The sequence below is a fragment of the Methylobacterium dankookense genome (assembly GCF_902141855.1).
In the GTDB taxonomy this organism is placed as follows: Bacteria; Pseudomonadota; Alphaproteobacteria; order Rhizobiales; family Beijerinckiaceae; genus Methylobacterium; species Methylobacterium dankookense.
This window is the reverse complement of the sequence record NZ_CABFVH010000005.1, coordinates 154383-175320: the sequence shown is the minus strand read 5'-3', so window position 1 is coordinate 175320 and position 20938 is coordinate 154383. Positions and strand designations below refer to the sequence as shown.

23 protein-coding genes are annotated in these 20938 nt (G+C 72.0%); 9 read left to right on the top strand and 14 right to left on the bottom strand.

Going from position 1 to position 20938, the window contains the following annotated elements; genetic code table 11:
* Positions 1 to 37 precede the first annotated feature (37 nt).
* Positions 38 to 1075 (bottom strand): ABC transporter ATP-binding protein, encoded by a 1038-nt coding sequence (locus MTDSW087_RS06800; RefSeq protein WP_144761922.1) that lies wholly within the window; start codon positions 1073 to 1075, stop codon positions 38 to 40.
* A gap of 222 nt (positions 1076 to 1297) precedes the next feature.
* Here MTDSW087_RS06800 and MTDSW087_RS06795 point away from each other — a divergent pair, with 222 nt between their 5' ends.
* From MTDSW087_RS06795 to MTDSW087_RS06780, 3 genes are all read left to right on the top strand, one after another.
* Complete coding sequence (locus tag MTDSW087_RS06795) at positions 1298 to 2437, top strand: MFS transporter (protein ID WP_186383756.1); 1140 nt, start codon at positions 1298 to 1300, stop codon at positions 2435 to 2437.
* Between the two features lie 63 nt (positions 2438 to 2500).
* Complete coding sequence (locus tag MTDSW087_RS30015) at positions 2501 to 4888, top strand: primosomal protein N' (RefSeq protein ID WP_186383755.1); 2388 nt, start codon at positions 2501 to 2503, stop codon at positions 4886 to 4888.
* A gap of 39 nt (positions 4889 to 4927) precedes the next feature.
* Positions 4928 to 5287 carry a SpoIIAA family protein gene (locus tag MTDSW087_RS06780; protein ID WP_142582524.1) on the top strand — a complete coding sequence of 120 codons (360 nt, stop codon included), beginning with the start codon at positions 4928 to 4930 and terminating at the stop codon, positions 5285 to 5287.
* Between the two features lie 223 nt (positions 5288 to 5510).
* Here MTDSW087_RS06780 and MTDSW087_RS06775 read toward each other — a convergent pair whose 3' ends face one another.
* Both MTDSW087_RS06775 and MTDSW087_RS06770 read right to left on the bottom strand, forming a co-directional pair.
* Positions 5511 to 5906 carry a hypothetical protein gene (locus tag MTDSW087_RS06775; RefSeq protein WP_144761919.1) on the bottom strand — a complete coding sequence of 132 codons (396 nt, stop codon included), beginning with the start codon at positions 5904 to 5906 and terminating at the stop codon, positions 5511 to 5513.
* A 253-nt stretch (positions 5907 to 6159) separates the two neighbouring features.
* Positions 6160 to 7026: a LysR family transcriptional regulator gene (locus MTDSW087_RS06770; protein ID WP_144761916.1), complete on the bottom strand. Its 867-nt coding sequence runs from the start codon at positions 7024 to 7026 to the stop codon at positions 6160 to 6162.
* A 108-nt stretch (positions 7027 to 7134) separates the two neighbouring features.
* On the opposite strand from MTDSW087_RS06770, the gene MTDSW087_RS06765 reads away from it, so the two are divergent.
* Positions 7135 to 7524, top strand: a complete 390-nt coding sequence (locus MTDSW087_RS06765; protein ID WP_144761913.1) for a tautomerase family protein — start codon at positions 7135 to 7137, stop codon at positions 7522 to 7524.
* A 49-nt stretch (positions 7525 to 7573) separates the two neighbouring features.
* On the opposite strand, the gene MTDSW087_RS06760 is transcribed toward MTDSW087_RS06765, so the two are convergent.
* The 5 genes from MTDSW087_RS06760 to MTDSW087_RS06740 all read right to left on the bottom strand — a co-directional run bounded on the left by MTDSW087_RS06760 (position 7574) and on the right by MTDSW087_RS06740 (position 11087).
* Complete coding sequence (locus MTDSW087_RS06760; protein WP_142582519.1) at positions 7574 to 7780, bottom strand: Trm112 family protein; 207 nt, start codon at positions 7778 to 7780, stop codon at positions 7574 to 7576.
* Between the two features lie 24 nt (positions 7781 to 7804).
* The gene (locus MTDSW087_RS06755; protein WP_144761910.1) at positions 7805 to 8476 is read right to left on the bottom strand and encodes an LON peptidase substrate-binding domain-containing protein; all 672 of its coding nucleotides are present in this window, start codon (positions 8474 to 8476) and stop codon (positions 7805 to 7807) included.
* 28 nt (positions 8477 to 8504) lie between these two features.
* A complete protein-coding gene (gene trxA / locus MTDSW087_RS06750; RefSeq protein ID WP_144761907.1) occupies positions 8505 to 9419 on the bottom strand; it encodes a thioredoxin in 915 nt (304 codons plus the stop codon).
* Positions 9420 to 9564: 145 nt separating this feature from the next.
* Positions 9565 to 10026 carry a hypothetical protein gene (locus MTDSW087_RS06745; RefSeq protein WP_144761904.1) on the bottom strand — a complete coding sequence of 154 codons (462 nt, stop codon included), beginning with the start codon at positions 10024 to 10026 and terminating at the stop codon, positions 9565 to 9567.
* 83 nt (positions 10027 to 10109) lie between these two features.
* Positions 10110 to 11087, bottom strand: coding sequence for a glutathione S-transferase family protein (locus tag MTDSW087_RS06740; RefSeq protein WP_144761900.1), 978 nt, complete (start codon positions 11085 to 11087; stop codon positions 10110 to 10112).
* Between the two features lie 225 nt (positions 11088 to 11312).
* Here MTDSW087_RS06740 and MTDSW087_RS06735 point away from each other — a divergent pair, with 225 nt between their 5' ends.
* Positions 11313 to 11597, top strand: coding sequence for a hypothetical protein (locus MTDSW087_RS06735; protein ID WP_238179217.1), 285 nt, complete (start codon positions 11313 to 11315; stop codon positions 11595 to 11597).
* Here the strand turns inward: MTDSW087_RS06735 and MTDSW087_RS06730 are convergent.
* Complete coding sequence (locus MTDSW087_RS06730) at positions 11590 to 12540, bottom strand: alginate O-acetyltransferase AlgX-related protein (RefSeq protein WP_144761897.1); 951 nt, start codon at positions 12538 to 12540, stop codon at positions 11590 to 11592. The genes MTDSW087_RS06735 and MTDSW087_RS06730 overlap by 8 nt on opposite strands.
* An 80-nt stretch (positions 12541 to 12620) precedes the next feature.
* On the opposite strand from MTDSW087_RS06730, the gene MTDSW087_RS06725 reads away from it, so the two are divergent.
* From MTDSW087_RS06725 to oxlT, 4 genes are all read left to right on the top strand, one after another.
* On the top strand, positions 12621 to 13136 hold the full coding sequence (locus tag MTDSW087_RS06725; RefSeq protein WP_144761894.1) for a 2'-5' RNA ligase family protein: 516 nt from the start codon (positions 12621 to 12623) through the stop codon (positions 13134 to 13136).
* A gap of 58 nt (positions 13137 to 13194) precedes the next feature.
* On the top strand, positions 13195 to 13905 hold the full coding sequence (locus MTDSW087_RS06720) for a phosphatase PAP2 family protein (protein WP_238179221.1): 711 nt from the start codon (positions 13195 to 13197) through the stop codon (positions 13903 to 13905).
* 91 nt (positions 13906 to 13996) lie between these two features.
* Positions 13997 to 15304, top strand: a complete 1308-nt coding sequence (locus MTDSW087_RS06715) for a Gfo/Idh/MocA family protein (RefSeq protein ID WP_144761890.1) — start codon at positions 13997 to 13999, stop codon at positions 15302 to 15304.
* Positions 15305 to 15562: 258 nt separating this feature from the next.
* Positions 15563 to 16855 carry an oxalate/formate MFS antiporter gene (gene oxlT / locus MTDSW087_RS06710; RefSeq protein ID WP_144761887.1) on the top strand — a complete coding sequence of 431 codons (1293 nt, stop codon included), beginning with the start codon at positions 15563 to 15565 and terminating at the stop codon, positions 16853 to 16855.
* A gap of 270 nt (positions 16856 to 17125) precedes the next feature.
* On the opposite strand, the gene MTDSW087_RS06705 is transcribed toward oxlT, so the two are convergent.
* From MTDSW087_RS06705 to MTDSW087_RS06685, 5 genes are all read right to left on the bottom strand, one after another.
* On the bottom strand, positions 17126 to 18091 hold the full coding sequence (locus MTDSW087_RS06705) for a hypothetical protein (RefSeq protein ID WP_144761884.1): 966 nt from the start codon (positions 18089 to 18091) through the stop codon (positions 17126 to 17128).
* Between the two features lie 77 nt (positions 18092 to 18168).
* The gene (locus MTDSW087_RS06700; protein ID WP_144761880.1) at positions 18169 to 18573 is read right to left on the bottom strand and encodes a ribosomal maturation YjgA family protein; all 405 of its coding nucleotides are present in this window, start codon (positions 18571 to 18573) and stop codon (positions 18169 to 18171) included.
* A complete protein-coding gene (locus MTDSW087_RS06695; RefSeq protein ID WP_144761877.1) occupies positions 18573 to 19511 on the bottom strand; it encodes a DUF817 domain-containing protein in 939 nt (312 codons plus the stop codon). The genes MTDSW087_RS06700 and MTDSW087_RS06695 overlap by 1 nt, the downstream gene beginning before the upstream one ends.
* Before the next feature lie 40 nt (positions 19512 to 19551).
* The gene (locus MTDSW087_RS06690) at positions 19552 to 20217 is read right to left on the bottom strand and encodes an alpha-ketoglutarate-dependent dioxygenase AlkB (protein ID WP_144762084.1); all 666 of its coding nucleotides are present in this window, start codon (positions 20215 to 20217) and stop codon (positions 19552 to 19554) included.
* Positions 20214 to 20846 (bottom strand): 2,3-bisphosphoglycerate-dependent phosphoglycerate mutase, encoded by a 633-nt coding sequence (locus tag MTDSW087_RS06685; protein WP_144761875.1) that lies wholly within the window; start codon positions 20844 to 20846, stop codon positions 20214 to 20216. Before MTDSW087_RS06685 ends, MTDSW087_RS06690 begins: the two co-directional genes overlap by 4 nt.
* Positions 20847 to 20938 lie beyond the last annotated feature (92 nt).

Here is a 20938-nt window from a genome sequence, read left to right as displayed (position 1 = left end):
TAAAAACTGGATCTCTGTATCCGCGGCGGATCTACCTTTAATCCCCCGGATCGACAAAAATAAACACGGCCTCGCGGTCGAGGCTGAGGCCCAGCACCGCGCCGGGCCCGTAGGGCGCGTCCGGCGGCACGGGCAGGCGCAGGGGCTCGGAGACGCCCTCCACCGCGAGGTCGAGGCGCAGCCAGGCGCCGAGATAGCTCCGGCGCAGCACCTTTGCCGGCACGCCGTCCGCGGCGAGGCTCAGCGCTTCGGGGCGGAAGGCGGCGCGGACGGGGGCGCCCTCGGCGAATCCCGGTGCCGCGAAGGGCCCGAACGGCGTATCGAGGACGCCCGCCCGGGCCGGGCCCGCCAACTCCACCAGATCGCCGAGGAAGCGCGCCGCGAAGGGCGTCTCGGGCCGGCGGTAGAGATCCTCGCCGGTGCCCGTCTGCACGATGCGCCCGGCCCGCATCAGGGCGATCCGGTCGCAGACCTCGAGCGCCTCCTCGGGATCGTGCGTGACGAGGAGGGTGGTGGCGCCGGATTCCCGCAGCACCGCGAGGGTGTCGGCGCGGACCCGGTCGCGGGTGCGCCGGTCGAGGTTGGAGAAGGGCTCGTCGAGGAGCAGCAGGCGCGGTCCCGGCGCCAGCGCCCGGGCGAGCGCCACCCGCTGCGCCTCGCCGCCGGAGAGGGTGTCCGGGTAGCGCGCGGCGCGGGGTCCGAGCCCGACCTGGGCGAGCCGCCCCTCGGCGACCGCCTCGGCCTCCCGGCGCGGCCGTCCGGAGAGGCCGAAGCGCACGTTCTCGGCGACCGTCAGGTGCGGGAACAGGGCGTAGTCCTGGAACATCATGCCGACGCCGCGCGCCTCCGGCGGAACGCCGGCCCCGACCACGCGTCCGTCGAGGCGCAGCACGCCCCGGTCCGGCGCCTCCAGCCCGGCCACGATCCGCAGGAGGGTGCTCTTGCCGCAGCCGGAATCGCCGAGCAGCCCGACGATCTCGCCGGGCGCGACCGCGAGCGACACATCGTCGAGGGCGCGCACGGCGCCGAAGCGGCAGCCGATGCCGGCGAGTTCGAGGCGGGGCGTCTCAGGCATGGATATCGGGCATGGATCTCGGCCGCGTCCGCGCAGGACAAGGCGCGTTCCTTAACCGACGCCCCACCCGGCGCAATCCGGTGCTCGAGCGCTCTCCGCCGAAGGGGGCACCGGTTCGGCGCAAGAGAGCGCGTCAAAACAAGACCTTAGAGCCGCTCCCGATTGCAACGCGATCGGGAGCGGCTCTAGGGTGCAGGCCGGGGAGAGCGCCGGGGAGGCGAGGTGGCGGCATCGCAGGGGTTTCCCCGCTTCCTCGCCCTGTTCTCGGGCCTCTACGGGGCCTATGGCTGCCTCTCGCCGCTCCTGCCGAACCTGATGGCCGCCCGGGGCCTGAGCCCGGGCGAGATCGGCCTCGTGCTGGGCACCGCGACGCTGGTGCGGCTCGTGGCCGGGCCGCTCGCCGGCCGCTACGCCGACGCCCACCGGGCGGCCCGCGCCGTGCTGGCGCTCGCCGCCGCGGGGGCCGGGCTCGCCGCCCTGGCGCATGGACCGCTCGCCGGCTTCTGGCCGGTTCTCGCGGCCGGCCTCGTCTACGCGGTGGCGACCGCGCCGCTGGCGCCGCTGGCCGACGCGCTGGCGCTGGCCGCCTCGCGCGGGGGCGCCGCCTTCGCCTATGGCCGGGTGCGCGGGGCGGGTTCGGCCGCCTTCATCGCGGCCTCCGCCGCCACCGGCTGGCTGGTGGAGGCGGCCGGCCTCGGCGCGGCCCTCGTCGCCGGGGGCGCGCTGTTCCTGGCGACCGCGGCGCTCGCCCGCGCCGTGCCGGAGGCGGAGACCGCGCCGGCGGAGGCGAGCCTGGAAGGCTGGCGCGCGCTCGCGGCCAATGCGCGCTTCCGGCGCATGGTGCTGGTGGCCGCCCTGGTGATCGGCGCCCACGCGATGCACGAGGCCTTCGCGATGATCCTGTGGCGGGGCGCCGGGATCGGCGCGGGCGCGGCGGGCCTGCTCTGGGCGGAATCCGTCGCCGCGGAGGTGCTGGTCTTCCTCCTGTTCGGGCCGCCCATCCTGCGCCGGATCGGCCCGGCCTACGCCCTGGCACTGGCCGCGGGCGCGGGCGCCCTGCGCTGGGCGGCGATGGCGCAGACGGTGGCGATCCCCTGGCTCATGGCGGCGCAGGCGCTGCACGGCTTCAGCTTCGCGCTCCTGCACCTCGCCTGTGTCGGGCTGATCGAGGAGAGCGTGCCGGACGGCGCGCGCGCCACCGCGCTCGCCCTCTACGGCAGCGTCGGGCTCGGCCTCGCCGGCGCCCTGGTGACCCTCGCCTCCGGTCCGCTCTACGGGCATTTCGGCGCCCACGCCTTCTGGGTGATGGTGGTCCTCAGCCTCTGCGCCCTGCCGCCCGCTCTCTCCCTGCGCGCGCGCTGACCGCGCGGGGCCGCCTATGGTACGGACCCGGAACGAGCCCCGTTCCGTCCCTGCCGGAGTTCCATGCCGGACGTCGCCGAGATCCTGATCCCGCTGGCCCTCGACACGGCCTACAGCTACGTCGTGCCCGAGGGGCTGCGCCTCGCCGAGGGCGACGTGGTGCAGGTGCCGCTCGGCCCCCGCGAGACGGTGGGCGTGGTCTGGGGCCTGTCGCACAGCCCCGGCGGCTCGAACCTGCGCCCGGTGACGGGCCGCGTCGACGTGGCCCCGCTCTCCGAGCCCCTGCGCCGGCTGGTCGACTGGATCGCCCGCTACACCCTCGCCCCGAAGGGCTCGGCGCTCGCCCTCGTGCTGCGCCTGCCCGACGAGGCCGCCGCCCGCGAGACCGCGCGGGTCGCGGTGCGGGTGTCCGGCAAGCCGCCCGCCCGCCGCACGGCCGCACGGGACAAGGTGCTGGCGGCGGCCGGCGACGGGGCGCTCCACGGCAAGAGCGCGCTCGCCAAGCGCGCCGGCGTCTCGCTCGGCGTGGTGGACGGGCTGATCGACGACGGCGCCCTGGAGGCGGTGGCGGTCGAGCCCGAGCCGGTGGCACCCCCGCCAGACCCGGACCATCCGCGGGTGCCGCTGTCGGAGGCGCAGGAGGCGGCTGCCGCGCTCCTCATGCCGACCGCAGCAATCCCGCTCGACCCGTCCAGCGCGGGTCCCCTCCCCCTCGCGGAGAGGGGTAGGGGTGGGGGTGGCTCAGAATCGAGCGCCCCGGTGCCTTCTGAACCATCCCCACCTCCGGCTCCTCCCCGCAAGGGGGAGGAGAGGCCCATCGCAGATCGACGCGACCACTCCGGACAATTCTCGTCCCTCACCCCAACCCTCTCCCGAACGGAAGCGGGGGCCGGTCGCGGCGCCGGCGCGGGGGCCGTCCTCCTCGAAGGCGTCACCGGCTCCGGCAAGACCGAGGTCTATTTCGAGGCCGTGGCCCATTGCGTCCGCGCCGGGCGCCAGGCGCTGATCCTGATGCCCGAGATCGCGCTGACCGCGCAGTTCCTCGACCGGTTCGCCGCCCGGTTCGGGGTGCGCCCGGCCGCTTGGCATTCCGGCATCGGGGGCAAGCGGCGCGAACGGTTGCGCGCGGCGGTGGCGGCGGGCGAGGCCCTGGTCGTGGTCGGCGCGCGCTCCGCCCTGTTCCTGCCCTTCCGGAATCTCGGCCTCATCGTGGTCGATGAGGAGCACGAGGCCGCCTACAAGCAGGAGGACGGCGTCCACTACCATGCCCGCGACATGGCGGTGGTGCGTGGGCGCCTGGAGGGCTGCCCCGTGGTGCTCGCCTCCGCCACGCCCTCGATCGAGACCCGCGTCAACGCCGAGCGCGGCCGCTACCGCCACGTGCGCCTGCCCGAGCGCTTCGGCGGACGGCGCCTGCCCGACATCACCGCCATCGACATGCGCCTCGACGGGCCGGAGCGCGGCCGTTTCTTAAGCCCGCCGCTGATCAACGCCATCAAGGCGAATCTCGCGGCCGGCGAGCAGGCGCTGCTCTTCCTCAACCGCCGCGGCTATGCCCCGCTGACGCTCTGCCGGGCCTGCGGCCACCGCTACCGCTGCCGCAACTGCTCGACCTGGCTGGTGGAGCACCGCTTCCGCAAGGCGCTGGTCTGCCACCAATGCGGCTATGCCGAGCCGCGCCCGCAGGCCTGCACCGAGTGCGGCACCTTCGACAACCTCACGCCTTGCGGCCCCGGCGTCGAGCGCATCGCGGAGGAGGTCTCCGAGCTGTTCCCGGACCGGCGCGTCATCGTGCTGTCGAGCGACTTTCCCGGCGGCGCCGAGCGGCTGCGCATGGAGCTGGAGGCGGTGGCGGCGGGGGAGTGCGACATCGTCGTCGGCACGCAGCTCGTGGCCAAGGGCCACAACTTCCCGCACCTGACGCTGGTCGGCGTGCTCGACGCCGATATCGGCCTCACCTCGGGCGATCCGCGCGCGGCCGAGCGCACCTTCCAGCTCCTGCAGCAGGTGACGGGTCGCGCCGGCCGCGGCGAGCGGCCGGGCCGGGCCCTGGTCCAGACCTACCAGCCGACGCATCCGGTGATCGCGGCGCTGCTGTCGGGGGATGCCGAGCGCTTCTACGCGGAGGAGGTGATGGCGCGCGAGGCCGCCGGCCTGCCGCCCTTCGGGCGCCTCGCCGCCCTCGTCGTCTCGGCCGCGGAGCGCGAGGCGGCCGAGGCGCACGGCCAGGCGCTCGCCCGCGCGGCGGAGCCGCCGCCCGGCGTGATGGTGCTCGGCCCCGCCGAGGCGCCGCTCGCCCTGGTGCGCGGGCGCTACCGCTTCCGCCTGCTGGTGAAGACCGAGCGCAACATCGACCTGCAGGGCTACCTGCGCCACTGGCTGGCCCGCGCGCCGAAGCCCCGCGGGAACCTGCGCGTCGCGGTGGATGTCGACCCGCAGAGCTTTTTGTAGGAGAGTGGTCCCGGCAACCGCCCCCGAGGAGCGTGATCAGTGCTCAGCTACGCCAAGAAGCCGGATTCCAACGTCGCCGAGATCGTGGTCGACGGGAAGATCACCGATGCCGAGATGGACGCGGCGATGACCGCGATGAAGGCCGACCTCGACAAGGGCGGCAAGCTCAAGCTCCTGGAGGATATCCGCGCCTTCGAGGGCATGGAGCCGGCGGCCTTCTTCAAGGACCCGCGCTTCGGCCTCTCGATGATGAAGAGCGTGAGCCATGTGGCGCTCGTCACCGACGCGCCCTGGCTGAAGGCGCTGGCCGAGACCTTCAACTTCGTCTCGCCCGCCCAGATCCGCGTCTTCGAGCGCGCCCGCATCGAAGAGGCGCGCTCCTGGCTCGCGGGAGCCTGAGAACATCCCGGGTGTCGAGAGGGATCATCCCTCTCGCGGGGGGCGGGGCAGAGCCCCGATCTGCATCCCAGGGCTCTGCCCTGGATCCGCCAAAGGGGCGATACCGCGTCCGGTTGATCAGGCCGGAGGCGGTCTCAGCCAACCAGCGCGGCGCTTGAGCGAAGGCGACATCCGCCATCCCGAAGGGATCACCCGGATGTCGTATGACCCCTTCGGAATCCCCTTACTCAGCCTGGGCGGTGCGGGTGTTGGAGCGCCGCGCCGTCCAGCGGCCCGAGCAGAGGGCCGAGACCTTCCAAGTGCCCGAGCCCGTCTGGGCCTGGAGCCGGCCCGAGGCGGTGCCGCTGGCGCTGCCGTTCGAGACGGTGAGGCCGACGGTGCCGTCGGGGCCGACGCGCCCGCTCATCCGCGCGCTCGAATCCGTCGCGGAGGCGAGGCGCATATGCCCCTCCGCGATGAAGACCGCATAGTTGTAGCGGCTGTCGCAGATCCCGCTCTCGGTGACGAGCTCCACCCGCCAGGTCCCGTTGAAGTCGCCCGCCTGCGCTGGGGCGGCCGGCAGCAGGATCGGGAGCGCGAGGCCGGCGGCGAGGGTGAGAGCGGTGATGGTCGACGTCATGGAGTCCCCAAGGCACGAACAGTCAAGGCACGAACGGTTTGGTTCACCGCGAAGGCAATCGCGGCGCATTCATTGTGAGACCCTTCGGGTCGTTCGGCAGGTGATGCGCTCAGGTAGATCTGCGAAGCGGCAAGATTATGACGCCGAATTCTTCGATCTGACCAAGCTTTGCCGTTCGGAAGCGTATCCATAGACTGCCGTACAGTCTCGGTGCCAGAGGCAACCTGTACGGAACCTGAATCAGCTCGCCCGTTCAGGCCGGCTCGGCCGACCGGAAGGTCGCGCCCACGAGCCGCAGGACGGCCTCCGTGCGCGGCTCCCCGGCGCGGGCATGCAGCACCACCTCCGCCGGCGGCAGCGCGGGCAGGCCGAAGGCGGCGCCGACCTCCACCGCGCCCGTGGGCGCGACCCGGCGGGCGAGCGCCGCGACGCCGAGCCCGGCGCTGACCGCGGCGGCCACCGCCAGCACGCCGCCGCCCACGAACACCTCCGTCCAGGGCAGGCCCGCCGCGTCGAGGAGGCGGGCGGCTGTCTCGCGCACGCCGCAGGGCTCGGCCAGGGTCGCGAGGCGCAGGGGCTCGCCCGTGCGGTGCCGGAAGCCGGGGGCCGCGAACCAGCCGAAGACCTCGCGGGCGAGCAGGCGCCCGTCCTCGCGCCCGTCCTCGTTGCGGACGATCACGGCGTCGAAGCTGCCGCGGTCATAGGCGGCGATCAGCTCCTGGGAGCGCGCCACCCGCACCTCGATGACGAGGGCCGGATCCTGCGCGGCGATGCGGCCGATCAGGACCGGCAGCTCCGGCCCGGCGACATGGTCGCTGATGCCGAGGACCAGCCGACGCCGGGCCGGAGGCTCGACCTGCTGCCAGGCCCGCTCCTGCGCGAGCAGGAGGTCGCGCGCGGCCGGCAGGAAGGCCTCGCCCCGGGCCGAGAGGCGGACCTGACGGGGCGTGCGCTCGACGAGGCGATGGCCGAGCCGGTCCTCCAGGCGCTTCAGGCGCAGGCTGACCGCGGCCTGCGAGGTGCCGAGCGCCTCCGCGGCACGGGTGAAGCTCGCGAGGTCGGCCACCAGGACGAAGGCCTGGATCGCATCGGCATCGAGAGTGCGGGACGGCCCGAGCATAACGAACGCTCATTGCTGAAATAGCAGGCCATATCTTTCTCTGATGGTCAGGATTCCGCAAGATCCCTCCGCTCCCGACGCGGAGCCCCGAGGTTCAAGGATCATCCCATGCCGCTGACCCGCATCTCCATCCTGAAGGGCAAGCCGCCGGCCCACCGGACGGCGCTCATGGAGGGCGTCTACGCCGCCATGCGCGAGACCTTCGCCGTGCCCGAGGACGACCGCTTCATGATGGTGCACGAGCACGAGCCCGCCGACTTCGCCTACGGCGCGGGCTATCTCGGCATCGCCCGCAGCGACGACCTCGCGATCATCCAGATCACCTGCACCGGCAGCCGGGATGCCGCGACGAAGCAGGCCCTCTACCGCGCCATCGTCGCGAATCTCGCCCGCGATCCGGGTTTGCGGCCGGAGGACGTCTTCATCAACCTCGTCGAGGTGAAGGCCGAGAACTGGTCCTTCGGCCACGGCCGGGCGCAATATGCCGAGCCGGCCTGAGCCGGGCGCGGAATCGCCCTCCCCTTTGGCTAAGCCGGACCGGCGTCCGCTAGTCGATCAGCGGGCGCGCCTCTTCCGGCAGCATGATCGGGATGCCGTCGCGGATCGGGTAGGCGAGCTTGGCCGAGCGGCTGATCAGCTCCTGCCGGGCGGAATCGTATTCGAGCGTGCCCTTGGTCAGGGGGCAGACCAGGATCTCGAGGAGCTTCGGGTCGACGCGGGTCGCCTCGACGGGGGCGGTGAGGTCGTTGGCCATCGGTTCAGTCTCTACGGTCTCTCGTCACTGCAGCGTCGGCTCGGGGCCGGAGCCGCGCACCAGTTCCATCTGCGTGACCGCGATCAGGATCTCGGCCCGCGTCTTCAGGTCCGCCGCCTCCAGCATGGCCTGCTTCTCGCGCACGCCGAAGGGGCTCATCATGCAGAGGGCGTTGACGAGGGCCTCGTTCGGCGCCTCCTCGATGCCCGCCCAGTCGACCTTGAGGTCGTTGGAGTCCACGAAGTCGCGCAGCGCCTTCAGCACGCCCTCGCGGTCCACCTGCTCCTCGCCCGCCCGCGCCTCGAAGTCCACCGCGAAGTCGTCGTAGGAGACCTGGCAGCGGCGATAGGCGCTCGCCGTGGCGAGCTCGCTCTCGACGCGGAAGCGCCCGATCCCGGTGAGCGAGATCAGGTAGCGGCCGTCGCCCGTCTCGGCGAACTGGGTCAGCCGCCCGAGGCAGCCGACCCGGTAGAGCTTCGGGTTCATGGGCGATCCGCCGCCGCCCTCCGGGTCCGGCTGGATCATGCCGATGACCCGGTCGGTGCGCAGGCAGTCGTCCACCATCGCGAGATAGCGGGGCTCGAAGATGTTGAGCGGCATCTGGCCCCGCGGCAGCAGCAGGGCGCCGGGGAGAGGGAAGACCGGAATCACGGCCGGGCAGTCGGCCGTGCTCCTGTAGCCCGCATGGGTGCTCAATCGCGCCTCCCCTCCGGCGATGCCGACGCTACGAGAACAGCAGGGTCGACAGCTTGCGCCGCCCGCGGATCGTGTCCGGATCCATCACGCCCCAGGCCTCGAAGAACTGGAGCAGTTGCTTGCGGGCGCCATCCTCGTTCCAGTCGCGGTCGCGCCGCCGGACCTCGATGAGATGGTCGACCGCCGAGGACCGGTCGCCGCGCGCGGCGAGGCCCAGCGCAAGGTCGAAGCGGGCCTGGTGGTCGTCCGGGTTCGCCTCCACCTGCGCCTGCAGCCCGGCGAGGTCGCCGAGCGAGGCCGCCTGCTCGGCGAGTTCGAGGGCCGCCCGCACGCTGGCCAGCGCCGGGTCGTTGGCCTTCGCCTCCGGCACCATGGCGAGCACCTGCTTCGCGCTCTCCAACTCGCCCGCGTCGAGCTGGATCTTGGCGAGCCCGGCCAGCGCCGTCAGGTTGTCCGGCTCCTGCTCCAGCACGGCGGCGTAGAGCTCCGAGGCGCCCGCGAGGTCGCCCTCGCTGGCGAGGCGGACCGCCTCCTCCAGCGCCGCCTCGACCGGGCTCGGGCCGCCGGGGCCGGCGATCCGGTCGATGAACTTCTTCACCTCGCCCTCGGGGAGCGCGCCCATGAAGCCGTCCACCGGCTGGCCGCGCTGGAAGGCGATCACCGCGGGGATCGACTGGATGCCGAGCTGGCCGGCGATGGAGGGATGCTCGTCGATGTTCATCTTGACGAGCACGACCTTGCCGGCGGCGGCCGTGACCACCTTCTCCAGGACCGGCGTGAGCTGCTTGCAGGGCCCGCACCAGGGCGCCCAGAAATCCACCAGGACCGGGCGGTTCATCGATTCGGCGATGACGTCCTGTCGGAAGCCCGCGGTGGTGGTGTCCTTGACGAGGTCGGCCGCGCCGGGCTTCGGCGTGTCGCCGGCGAGGGAATCGTTCAGCATCGGGTCGTGCCTCGGGATCTGGACGTGCCGGTCGGGGCGGCCGGCTCCGCGAGCCGAGCCCTAACCCCGATCGCGCCCGCGCACAAAACGTCGCGAGCGCCCGGGTAGATGGGATTCGGAAGGCGGCCTGACCAGTCCGCCGCGTTCAGCGCGCGGCCGGTGCCGGCGCCTGGGCGGCCTTGGTCGCCGTCACGAAGGTGCCGGAATAGGCGGCCCCGCCCGGCGCGCTGGCCTCGCAGGTGATCGCGGTCTTGCCCGGCGCCGGCGTCGAGAAGCTGCAGGCGCCGATCGCCAGGGTCGGGGCGGCACCCCCGCCCTGACCCGCGATGACGAGGTTGATCGGCTGGAGCGGATCGGTCTCCTCGGTGCGCTCCTGCTGGGCGCCGTTGCCGGCGAAGCTCAGCGTCCGGCCGTCGGCGGCCGTGAAGTCGAAGCTCGTCCGGCTGCGCGAGACCGTGTTCATCAGCGTGCCCTGGCAGGCGCCGCTGAGGTCCTGGCCCGCGATCACCAGCTTTTCGCAGGTGCCCTCGAGCTTCACCGCGGTCTGGGCCATGGCCGGGCCGGCGAAGAGCACGAGGGCGAGGGGGGCGAGGCGCAGGATCGTCATGGACGGCAGATCTAGTCGGAATCGGGCGGCCGTCGAGGGCATGGGCGAGGGCATGGGCCGGCCTCGACGGGCACCCGGGGGGGTCACGCGCCGAAGCGCAGGGCCCGGTCGTTCGGCGCCGAGAAGTCGAGGGCCGGCCCGAGCGGCACGATCCGGGTCGGGTTGATGGTGGTGTGGCTCCAGTAATAGTGCCGCTTGATGTGGTCGAGGTTCACGGTCGCGGCGATGCCGGGCAGCGCGTAGAGGTCGCGCAGGTAGTTCGACAGGTTCGGGTAGTCGGCGATCCGCTGCCGGTTGCACTTGAAGTGGCCGACATAGACCGCATCGAAGCGCACCAGCGTCGTGAACAGGCGGATGTCGGCCTCGGTGAGCCGGCTCCCGCAGAGGTAGCGCCCGCGGCCGAGGCGCTCCTCCAGGGCGTCGAGCTCGGCGAACAGCGCCTCGTAGGCCTCGGCATAGGCCTCCTGCGTGGTGGCGAAGCCCGCCCGGTAGACGCCGTTGTTCACCCGCTCGTAGACGCGGGCGTTGATCGCGTCGATCTCGCCGCGCAGGGCCTCGGGGTAGAGGTCGGGACCGGAGCCGCCGAAGGCGTCGTTCAGCATGCGGATGATCTCGGCCGATTCGTTCGAGACGATGGTGCCGCCCGCCTTGTCCCACAGCACCGGCACGGTGACGCGGCCCGTGTAGTGCGGGTCGGCCGCGCGATAGACCTCGTAGAGGCGCGCGGCGCCGTGGAGCGCGTCGGGCGTCGCCCCCGGCGTGTCGCCGAAGACCCAGCCCTCCGCGCCCATATGCGGGTCGACCACCGAGACGGAGATCGCCTCCTCCAGGCCCTTCAGCGCCCGCACGGCCAGGGTCCGGTGGGCCCAGGGGCAGGCGAGGGAGACGTAGAGGTGGTAGCGGCCCGCCTCGCCCCGGAAGCCGCCCGCGCCGGAGGGGCCGGGGCTGCCGTCGGCGGTCACCCAGTTGCGGAAGGCCGAGGCCTTGCGCTCGAAGCGGCCGCCGGCCGACGCGGTGTCGTACCATTGGTCCTGCCACACGCCGTCGACCAGCAAGCCCATCGTCGTCTCCTGTCTCCGGGCTCTCATACGACATCCGGGTGATCCCTTCGGGATGGCAGATGTCGCCTTCGCTCAAGCGCCGCGCGGGCTTGGCCGAGACCGCGTCCGGTCCGATCAACCGGACGCGGTATCAGATGGGGGCCGGCCCATGCGCGGGAAGCCCCTCAGCTTTGCGGAAACCGCCGGATCCGGAGGCCGTTTCTGAATTGTGCGATGCACGCGTGCGTGGCACTGTTCTTGTGCATCGCACAAAGCCGCCCGGCGGGCGGCCTGGAGCCGGACATGTCCTTCGCGCTGACCCTTCCCGTCGCCGAGGCAGCCCTGTTCACCACGGGCTGCCTGGTGATCCATCTGCTGCGCCGCCACGCCGAAGTGGTGACGGCGGTGCTCGCCTGCCTGCTGATGATGGTGGTGCTGGTCCTCGGCATCGCCGGGGCGCCTGAGCCCTTCCTGAAGGCGCAGGCCAGCAGCCTCTCGGCGGATGCCGAGTTGATCCACCTCGTCAACTGACGGCGGGCGCGGCCTCCGTCGGGACCGGCCGCCCGCCGGCCCGGTGGCCGGCGCGCACGTCGAAATCGTCGGCCGGCAGGCGCGCCAGGAAGCGCTCGGCCAGCTCGAAGAGCAGGATGTCGGGGCGCACCCGCTCGACATAGCCCCAGTCGAGGCTCGACGACCAGACGAAGTGCACCTCCGCGAAGCTCTCGGCGAGGTAGCCGGTGAGCAGGATCGGCGCGAAATGCGCGCAGGAATCGCCGAACAGGACGAGCCGGCGCGGGTCCGGCGCGGCTTCGTTGCGGTAGACCACATGCGCGCCGACATGCAGGTCCTTCGCCCGCCCCGCCGCCTCGTAGGCCGCGAGCAGGGTTCCGGTCTCGACGCGCACCGCGTCGCGCTGGATCTGCGGGCGGCGCAGCCGCTCGGTCGGCTGGTGCGGCAGCTTCTCGCCGAGGTCGAGCACGCGCTCCTCGGCATAGTCCGGCCGCTCGGCGATGTCGGCCGGGGGCACGGCGGCGAGCGCCCGCATGATCTCGCGATAGGCGAGCAAGCAGCCCTCGATCGTCCAGTGCGTGTCGGTGCGCAGGTAGAGCGGCACCGGCCCGTCGCGGGCGGCGCGGAAGGGGCTGAGCAGGTCGAGATAGTAGGGCTTGCCGGCGAGGCGCCGGGCGAGGCGCCGGGTCGAGGCCTGCGCCGGGTCGTAGGGCAGGTCGCGGGTGTGGTTCTCGTAGACCGAGAGCTTCTCCGGCACGATCACGTGCAGGCAGCGGATGCCGAGCCGGCCGGCGCGGGCGGCGCGCGCCTCCATCAGCCGGGCCCAGCCGCGCAGGTGCCACCAGTGGCGCAGGCCGCCCACGAGGCCCCGCGCGTAGCGGTCCATGACGCGGTTGCTGCCGCCCGTGAGGAACAGCCAGCCGTCCCGTCCCTCGTGGACCGTGTCCCATTTCCTGCCGAGCATGGCCGTGCTTTAGCGGCGGTGCCGGCTCCGCGATAGGGCGCACTGGATCCCGGCCGCCGCCGCGCCATCTCGCGCAGACGATGCCCGACGCGCCCCTCATCCTGACCCTCGCCTTCGACGAGGCCACCTTCGCCCGCTTCGACGGCCTGCGGCGACGCCACTTTCCGGACGCTCTGAACCTCATCCCCGCCCATGCCACCCTGTTCCACCACCTGCCCGGCCACCGGGAGGCCGCGGTGATCGAGACTGTGGCGAGCCTCGCCCGCGCGGAGCCCCCGCCCGAGGTGTCGGTGACCGGCCTGCGCTTCACCGGCCGCGGCGTCGCCTACGTCCTCGAATCGGCGCGGCTCGCAGCGTTCCGCGCCCGGCTGGCCCAGGCCTTCGCGGCGGACCTCACGGCGCAGGACCGGCAGGGCTGGCGCCCGCACGTCACCGTGCAGAACAAGGTGGCGCCGGAGACGGCCCGCGCGCTGCACGCGGCGCTCGAGACGGGCTTCGAGCCCCATCGTTTCGTCGCGCCGGCCACCCTGCTCTGGCGCTATCTCGGCGGCCCCTGGGAGGCGATCGCCCGCCTGAACTTCGGAGAGAATGCGTGAGGTCCGCACGGTGAGCACCTACGAGCGCCTGCGCGGCAACCCGCTGACGGGACGGGCCATGGCGGTGTGGCTGCGGCTGCGCCTCAACGAGGTCGGGCCGCTCGTGGCGCTGCTCACCGTCAGCGGCCTCGGCTACGGCTTCTTCGCCCTCGCCCACGAGGTCGGCGAGGGCTCGACCGAGGCCCTCGACCGCAGGATCCTGCTGGCGCTGCGCAACCCCGCCGACCTGTCCGATCCGATCGGGCCGCGCTGGCTCGAGGAGACGATGCGCGACATCACCGGGCTCGGCAGCGTCTTCACCATCGTGTTCCTCACGGGCGCGGTCGCGGCCTATCTGGCGCTGTCGGGCAAGGTCCGGATCGGCGCCTTCGTGATCGCGGCGGTGGGCGGCGGCGAGATCGTCTCGACCATCCTGAAGCTGTTCTACCACCGGCCGCGGCCGGACCTCGTGCCCCACGGCATGGAGGTGTTCACGGCGAGCTTCCCCTCCGGCCACGCCATGATGTCGGCCATCGCCTATCTGACGCTCGCGACGCTGCTCGCCCGCGTCGACCGCCACAGGCGGGTCAAGGCGCTGGTGCTGTTCCTCGGCGTGAGCATGACGCTCCTGGTCGGCATCAGCCGGATCTATCTCGGCGTGCACTGGCCGAGCGACGTGCTGGCCGGCTGGTGCGTCGGCGCCGCCTGGGCGGCCCTGTGCTGGTTCGTCGCCCTCCAGCTCCAGCGCCGCGGCGAGGTCGAGGCCCCGGACCCGCCGCCGCCGGCCTGAGCCGGACGGGTCGCCGCGCCGCAGGAACCGCGCCGCCGCGCGCCTCATTGGCCGGGCGAGACCAACCCTCGCAACGGCGGCGGCATCCTTCATGGCAGACGATTTCGGGCTCTCCCGGCGCAACCTCCTGGCGGCCGGCGCCGCCTTCTCGGGCGCGATCGGGCTCGGCGGCAGCGGGGCTGGCGCGGCTTCCCCGCCCGGCCCCAAGGTCCCGGCCGATACCGGCGCGGTGCAGGGCGAGCGGGTGATGTTCCCGAACTGGCGCGGCGCGGGCGACCGGCCGCCCGCGCCGATCCCGGCGCCGCAGCCGCCGGGGACGCGCGTCGGCTACTGCGTGGTCGGCCTCGGGCGGCTCAGCCTGGAGGAGATCCTGCCGGCCTTTGCCGAGACGAAGCGCGCGCGCCTCGCGGCCGTGATGTCGGGCTCGCCCGACAAGGCGCGGCTCGTCGCCCGGCAATACGGGCTCCCCGAGAGCGCGGTCTACGGCTACGGCGACTGGGAGAGGCTGAAGGCCGATCCGGCGGTGCAGGCCGTCTACGTCGTCACCCCGAACGCCGTGCACCGGGACAACGTGCTGGCCGCCGCGGGGGCGGGCAAGCACGTGCTCTGCGAGAAGCCGATGGCGGCGCATTCGGCCGAGGCTCGCGAGATGATCGCGGCCTGCGAGGCGGCGCATGTCCGGCTGATGATCGCCTATCGCTGCCAGTACGAGCCCTTCAACCGGGAGGTGGCGCGAATCACCCGCGCGGGCGAGTTCGGCCGCCCCCGCCTCGTCCAGGCCTTCAACGGCCAGACCACCGGCCTGCCGGAGCAGTGGCGCCTGCGCCGGGCGCTGGCGGGCGGCGGCGCGCTGCCCGATATCGGCCTCTACTGCCTCAACGGCGTGCGCGCGCTCCTCGGCGAGGAGCCGGCCCAGGTCACCGCGCAGGTCTTCTCGCCGCCCGACGACGGCAAGTTCGCCGAGGTCGAGGAGAGCGTGAGCTTCACCCTGACCTTCCCCTCCGGCGTGATCGCCCAGTGCATGACGAGCTACGGCGTGCACGAATCACGGCGGCTCACCGTGCACAGCGCGGGCGCCGAGATCGATCTCGAGAACGCCTTCGCCTATCGCGGGCAGCGCCTGTCGGTGACGCATCGCAGCGGCAAGGCGGTCTCCCGCGACGAGCGCCTGCTCACGCCGAAGAACCAGTTCGCCCTGGAGATGGACCACTTCGCCCGCTGCATCCAGGAGGGCCTCCGGCCTCGCACGCCCGGCGAGGAGGGGCTGCAGGATCAGGTGCTGATGGAGGCGATCTACGAGGCCGCCCGCATCGGCGCGCCCGTGAAGGTCGGTCCTCCGGCAGGCGCCGGAAGCGGGCTCGACGTGACCCGCGGGCCGGAGCCGGAGGAGGCCGGTTGACGGCTCTGCGCGACGTCCTGCACGTATAGGCGGATCCTTTAATCCCGGAAATTCTGGCCGACGCGCAAAAATTTCGTGCGTGTTCTGCAAGAAAATTCCGATTGCAAACTCCCCTGTCATTACAAATACTGCATACCAGCGATCCGGCAGGCTCATGGCTGAGCTATGCCGGGCGTGGGAAAGCATCGACCGGAGGCGTGCGTGATCTTTCGAAGATCGCGCACCAACTCGCTGCCGGCAAGGGAGAAGGAGACGCCCATGACATCCTCAGCCGCGATACGCAGCGAGGCCAAACCCGCGACAGGACGCTGGCTTCAACTCGGCCTCGGCGTCATCTGTATGGTGGCCGCCGCGAACATCCAGTACGCCTGGACGCTGTTCGTGCCCGAGATTCAGAAGACCTTCGGCTGGGACCGCGCCGCGATCCAGGTCGCGTTCACGATCTTCGTCATCGTTCAGACCTGGCTGACCCCGATCGAGGGTTACTTCATCGACAAGTACGGCCCGAGCAAGGTCGTGATGTTCGGCGGCCTGATGACCGGCCTCGCCTGGGTCACCAACTCCTACGCCGGCTCCATCTGGGGCTTCTATCTCGGCGCGGTGATCGGCGGCATCGGCGTCGGCTGCGTCTACGCCACCTGCATCAACAATGCGCTCAAGTGGTTCCCCGATCGGCGCGGCCTCGCGGTGGGCCTGACGGCCGGCGGCTACGGCGCGGGCTCGGCCCTGACCATCCTGCCGATCGCCAAGATGATCGATGCCGGCAGCTACGCGCAGGCGTTCTTCACCTTCGGCCTGATCCAGGGCTCGATCATCATCCTGGCGGCGATCTTCATGCGCGGCCCGGGCAAGGGCGAGATCAAGTTCTCGAGCACCGTGCTGCAGAGCCGGCGCGACTACACCCTGCAGGAGGCGCTCTCCACGCCGGTCTTCTGGGTGATGCTGCTGATGTTCACCTGCACGGTGACCGGCGGCCTGATGGCGGTGGCCCAGCTCGGCGTGATCGCGCAGGACCTCGGCGTGAAGAACTTCCAGGTCAACCTGTACTTCTTCGCCATGGCGGCGCTGCCCTTCGCCCTGATGCTCGACCGCATCATGAACGGCATCTCGCGGCCCCTCTTCGGCTGGGTCTCGGACAAGATCGGCCGCGAGAAGACGATGTTCATCGCCTTCTCGATGGAGGGCATCGGCATCGTGGCGCTGGGCTACTTCGGCTCGAACCCCTGGGCCTTCGTGATCCTGTCGGGCATCGTGTTCCTGGCCTGGGGCGAGGTGTACTCCCTCTTCAGCGCCACCGCCGCGGACACCTTCGGCTCGAAGCACATCGGCAAGATCTACGGCGTGCTCTACTGCGCCAAGGGCTTGGCCGCCCTGTTCGTCCCGGTCGGCAACCTGCTGATGCAGGCGACCGGCACCTGGGCGACGGTGCTCTACACGGTGGCGGCCCTGGACCTCGTCGCCGCGACGCTCGCCATCACCATGCTGCGGCCGATGCTGAAGCGGCACCATGCCAGCAACGGCGTGCTGAACCCGGTCGCCGCCGGCCACTGATCCCCGACGACGGCCACGAAGATCGGGCGGACCGGGAGACCGGTCCGCCCTTTCCCGTTTCGGGGCACCGCAGGTGCATCCGGGAATCCCGGTCGGGAGACGGGCTCCGGGTCCCCGAGAGGACGCGCCCTCTCCGAGAGCCCGGGTGGAGAAGCTCGAGCATTTTCCGTGGAAGTGGTTGCCGGTTCGGCGAAAGAGAGTGCGTCAAAACAAGGACTTAGAGCCGTTCCCGATCGCAATGCGATCGGGAACGGCTCTAGACGCGTCCGGTCACCTCACCTGCACGCTGTCGACCACCTCGCGGAACTTGGAGAGCGTCTCGCCGCGCTGATCCTCGCGCACCACGCCGACGGCGCGCAGGTAGCCGTCGGGGGCGAAGCGGATGGTCTGGGCCACCACCACCGGCTTGTTCGTCGGCACGTCGACGGCACGGGCCACGATCTCGTGCCAGTCGATGCCGTTCTGCCGGTAGCTCTGGGCCCGCTCGATCACGAAATCCTTCATGGTCTGGTTGGCGTAGAGCGCCGCGCGGGCGAAGGCGTCGCGCTGCTCGGCAGCCGGCGGCTGCTGCACCGCCTGAGCCAGGACCAGGATCGGCTGCTCCATGTTGAGCATCTGGTCCTTCGGGCCGGCGGTCAGCAGCACCGAGTTGCCCGCCAGCACCCGCACCGGCCGGAAACCCGCCGAATCGGTGATGCGGAAGGGCAGCGCCTCGACCTGCTGGGTGAGGCTGAGCGCCGGCCGCACCTTCAGGCCGGCGAGCAGGGCGCGCATGGTCGTCTCGGTCTCGGCATCGGGCAGGAACTGCGCGACGATCAGCCCGGTGACGGTCGGATCGCCGACGAGCAGCAGAAGCTTGCGCACGGCCGGGGTGCCCGCGCTCGCATCGGCGGGCTGCTCGCCGCTGTAGAGCATCGCCTCGGCCTCACCGATCTTCAGCGGCTCGCGCTTCTCCACCGCGAGGCCCTGGCTCAGCAGGTTGGCGTCGGTGAAGCTGGTGACGAGCTCCGCGAAGGCGCTCGACGGCAATTCCACCACGGAGACGGTGGCCCCGCCCTCGCGCCGCTCGAAGCCGGTGAAGCGGCGGGAAGGCACCATGTCGCCGGGCGGCTCGAAGCCGAAGCGCGAGCCCGGCGGGTAGACCGTCTCGGCCGCCCGCAGCACGCCGGTCGGCGCCGACAGCGCCACGACCAGCCCGACGATGCCCAGACCCCGCGTGATGTGTCGCAACCGCATCGAACCTGACTCTTCGGATCGGGGTTGCCGTGCGAACCCCCGTTGCCGCTAGTGGGTCGGTCCGCCGCTGGCCAGAGTCAAGCGGCGGACCGGCCCTTGGGACGCCAGGGAGGTCTGGGCCGCTGCGCCGTCAGGGCCGCGGCGGCGCCGATGCCCACTGCGTAGGCCAGGAGGTTCCAGACCGAGAAGATGCGGCCGAGCAGGAGTTGGCCCGCCAGCGTTGCCCGGAAGGCATCGAGATCCGGCGTGCGGATCAGCCGGCTCAGCTCGATCAGGAAGGCCGTGGTCGCGGCAGCGACGAGACAGGCGGCCCTGCCCCGGCCGCGCGGGCGCAGGGCCAGGGCGAGCAGGTACAGCATCATCCCCCATAGGAAGCCGCCGCCGTAATGGTGCACGGCAAGAGGCAGCCCCCAGGGCACCAGCCGCAGCAGGAGCCCGGCGCCGACGACCAGGGCCACGAGGCCGAGCGCTTGCCACCGCATCAGGCGCCGCCCTCACGCGCCCGTGCCGCTCCCGCCTCGGCCGCCCGCGCCTCGCCGGCCTCCGGCGGCGCGATGCCGTTCACCCGCGCGACCAGCGTGTAGGAGACGATCATCAGCAGGAACCAAGACGAGAGCTTGGCGAACGAGACCGGCGTCCAGCGCGCCATCTGATTCGGGTAGAGCCATGTGCCGGTGAACGTGCCGATGTTCTCGGCTAACCAGATGAACAGGGCGACGAGGCCGAGACCGAGCAGAAGCGGCATGGAGCGGTGCCGGCGCCAGGCCTTGAAGTGGACGAGCGTCGGGGCGAACAGGATCGCGGCGACCGTCATCAACCCGGTTCGCAGATCGTAGCCGGACGCATTGGTGATGAAGTTGAGGTAGATCGCCACCGATAGGGCCGAGAGAGCCCCGAGACCGGGATGGCGCGTGAAGCGAAAGTCGAACAGGCGCCAGACCCGCGCAAGGTAGCTGCCGACCGCGGCGTACATGAAGCCCGTGAACAGCGGGACGCCGCCGATCCGCAGCACGCCCGGCTCGGGATAGACCCAGGCCCCGATGGCGGTCTTGTGGATCTCCATCAGTGTCCCGATCGCGTGGAAGATCAGGATCACCCGGGCCTCCGCCCAAGTCTCCATGCGGGTGGCGAGCAGGACGATCTGGATCGCGATTGCGGCGGTGAAGAGGGCGTCGTAGCGATGGATCGGCGCCTGCGCCGGCCAGAACAGGCGCGTGGCGATCAGGAGGGCGAGGAGCAGGCCGCCGAACAGGCAGGCCCAGCCTTGCTTCACGCCGAAGCGCAGGAACTCGTAGGCGGCGCCGCGGATCCGGCCGCGGGCGATGGTGCGGCCGAGGCGATCCTCGACTTCGATGAAGCGGGCGATCGGTGGCCACTGTGCCGCGGCGCTCTCGCGTCGGCCGGGATCCGGCTTGACCATCGTCCTCGCTCCCCCGCCCGGATGCCGGCCGATCAGCGCGTCAGGAAGATGGCTTTCCGGAGGCCGGAAGATTGACCCGGCGCGCGGTGAGGTTGCAGCGCCAGCCCTGGGCGAGGCCCGGCAGCGCCTCCTCGGGCGCGAGCAGGTCCGCGTCCGGCAGGATGCGGTCGATGCCGTGGAAGGCGAGCCGCGAGGCGCCGCCGAGCACCAGGGCGTCGCCCGGCTGAAGCCGCACCGAGCGGGTCGGGTCGCCCCGCCGGGTCCCGCCGTAGCGGAACAGGGCCGGGGCGCCGAGCGACAGCGAGACCACGGGGGCGGCGAGGTCGGCCTCGTCCCGGTCCTGGTGCAGGCCCATCCGCGCGTCCGGCGCGTAGAGGTTGATCAGGCAGGCTTCCGGCGGGTGCGGGTAGCCGGCGAGCTCGGCCCAGGCGCGCAATACGGTCGGCGGCAGGGGCGGCCAGGGTGCGCCGGTCTCGGGATGGTCCGGCTGGTAGCGGTAGCCGCGCGCGTCCGAGACCCAGCCGAGCGGCCCGGCATTCGACATCCGCACCGAGAAGGGCTTGTCCGTGCGCGGCATGCGCGGCACGAAGGGCGGCGCGGCGGCGAGCACCGCCGCGACCTCATCGGCGAGGGCGGCCCGCGCCGCGGCATCGAGCCAGCCGGGGCGGTGGATCAGCCCCGGCGCGAGTTCGACGGGCCCGCTCAGACGTCGATGTCCCGCTCCAGCACCGACTTGGTCAGCACCGTGGTGTCGGCCTTGAGCCGGTAGACCAGCGGCACGCCGGTGGCGATCTCCAGCCCCGCGATGGTCTGGGTCGTCATGTGATCGAGCACCATCACGAGCGCGCGCAGGGAGTTGCCGTGGGCCGCCACCAGCACCCGGTCGCCGGCCATCACGCGGGGCAGGATGCGCTCGATGTAGTAGGGCAGCACGCGGGCGGCGGTGTCCTTCAGGCTCTCGCCGCCGGGCGGCGGCACGTCGTAGGAGCGGCGCCAGAGATGGACCTGCTCGGCGCCCCAGCGCTCGCGGGCATCGTCCTTGTTGAGGCCCGACAGCTCGCCGTAGTCGCGCTCGTTCAGGGCCTCCGAGCGGATCGTCTCGATGTCGGAGAGGTCCATCTCCCCGAGCATCAGCGCGCAGGTGCGCTGCGCCCGGCCGAGGCTCGAGGTGAAGGCCACGTCGAAGCCGTAGCCCTCGCTCTTCAGCCAGCGCCCGGCCTTGCGGGCCTCCTCGACGCCGAGCGCGGTCAGGTCCGGGTTGCGCCAGCCGGTGAACAGGTTCTTGAGGTTCCACTCGCTCTGGCCGTGGCGAGCGAGGACGAGCAGGCGCTCCATCGAGGGGTCCGATCCTTGAGATGCCGCCGGGCCAAGCCCGGCTTCGATGCCAGGGCGTCTAGCAGAGCCGGTGCCCCGCCCCCAAGCCGGGA

Excerpts from the sequence above, each read along its gene's own strand:
- MTDSW087_RS06720 (WP_238179221.1), top strand. The coding sequence starts at position 13,195 with ATGGCGGTGTGGCTGCGGCTGCGCCTCAACGAGGTCGGGCCGCTCGTG.
- oxlT (WP_144761887.1), top strand. The coding sequence starts at position 15,563 with ATGACATCCTCAGCCGCGATACGCAGCGAGGCCAAACCCGCGACAGGA.
- MTDSW087_RS06800 (WP_144761922.1), bottom strand. The coding sequence starts at position 1,075 with ATGCCTGAGACGCCCCGCCTCGAACTCGCCGGCATCGGCTGCCGCTTC.
- MTDSW087_RS06760 (WP_142582519.1), bottom strand. The coding sequence starts at position 7,780 with ATGGCCAACGACCTCACCGCCCCCGTCGAGGCGACCCGCGTCGACCCG.
- MTDSW087_RS06715 (WP_144761890.1), top strand. The coding sequence starts at position 13,997 with ATGGCAGACGATTTCGGGCTCTCCCGGCGCAACCTCCTGGCGGCCGGC.
- MTDSW087_RS06695 (WP_144761877.1), bottom strand. The coding sequence starts at position 19,511 with ATGGTCAAGCCGGATCCCGGCCGACGCGAGAGCGCCGCGGCACAGTGG.
- MTDSW087_RS06725 (WP_144761894.1), top strand. The coding sequence starts at position 12,621 with ATGCCCGACGCGCCCCTCATCCTGACCCTCGCCTTCGACGAGGCCACC.
- MTDSW087_RS06700 (WP_144761880.1), bottom strand. The coding sequence starts at position 18,573 with ATGCGGTGGCAAGCGCTCGGCCTCGTGGCCCTGGTCGTCGGCGCCGGG.
- trxA (WP_144761907.1), bottom strand. The coding sequence starts at position 9,419 with ATGCTGAACGATTCCCTCGCCGGCGACACGCCGAAGCCCGGCGCGGCC.
- MTDSW087_RS06740 (WP_144761900.1), bottom strand. The coding sequence starts at position 11,087 with ATGGGCTTGCTGGTCGACGGCGTGTGGCAGGACCAATGGTACGACACC.
- MTDSW087_RS06705 (WP_144761884.1), bottom strand. The coding sequence starts at position 18,091 with ATGCGGTTGCGACACATCACGCGGGGTCTGGGCATCGTCGGGCTGGTC.
- MTDSW087_RS06685 (WP_144761875.1), bottom strand. The coding sequence starts at position 20,846 with ATGGAGCGCCTGCTCGTCCTCGCTCGCCACGGCCAGAGCGAGTGGAAC.
- MTDSW087_RS30015 (WP_186383755.1), top strand. The coding sequence starts at position 2,501 with ATGCCGGACGTCGCCGAGATCCTGATCCCGCTGGCCCTCGACACGGCC.
- MTDSW087_RS06765 (WP_144761913.1), top strand. The coding sequence starts at position 7,135 with ATGCCGCTGACCCGCATCTCCATCCTGAAGGGCAAGCCGCCGGCCCAC.
- MTDSW087_RS06745 (WP_144761904.1), bottom strand. The coding sequence starts at position 10,026 with ATGACGATCCTGCGCCTCGCCCCCCTCGCCCTCGTGCTCTTCGCCGGC.
- MTDSW087_RS06730 (WP_144761897.1), bottom strand. The coding sequence starts at position 12,540 with ATGCTCGGCAGGAAATGGGACACGGTCCACGAGGGACGGGACGGCTGG.
- MTDSW087_RS06770 (WP_144761916.1), bottom strand. The coding sequence starts at position 7,026 with ATGCTCGGGCCGTCCCGCACTCTCGATGCCGATGCGATCCAGGCCTTC.
- MTDSW087_RS06775 (WP_144761919.1), bottom strand. The coding sequence starts at position 5,906 with ATGACGTCGACCATCACCGCTCTCACCCTCGCCGCCGGCCTCGCGCTC.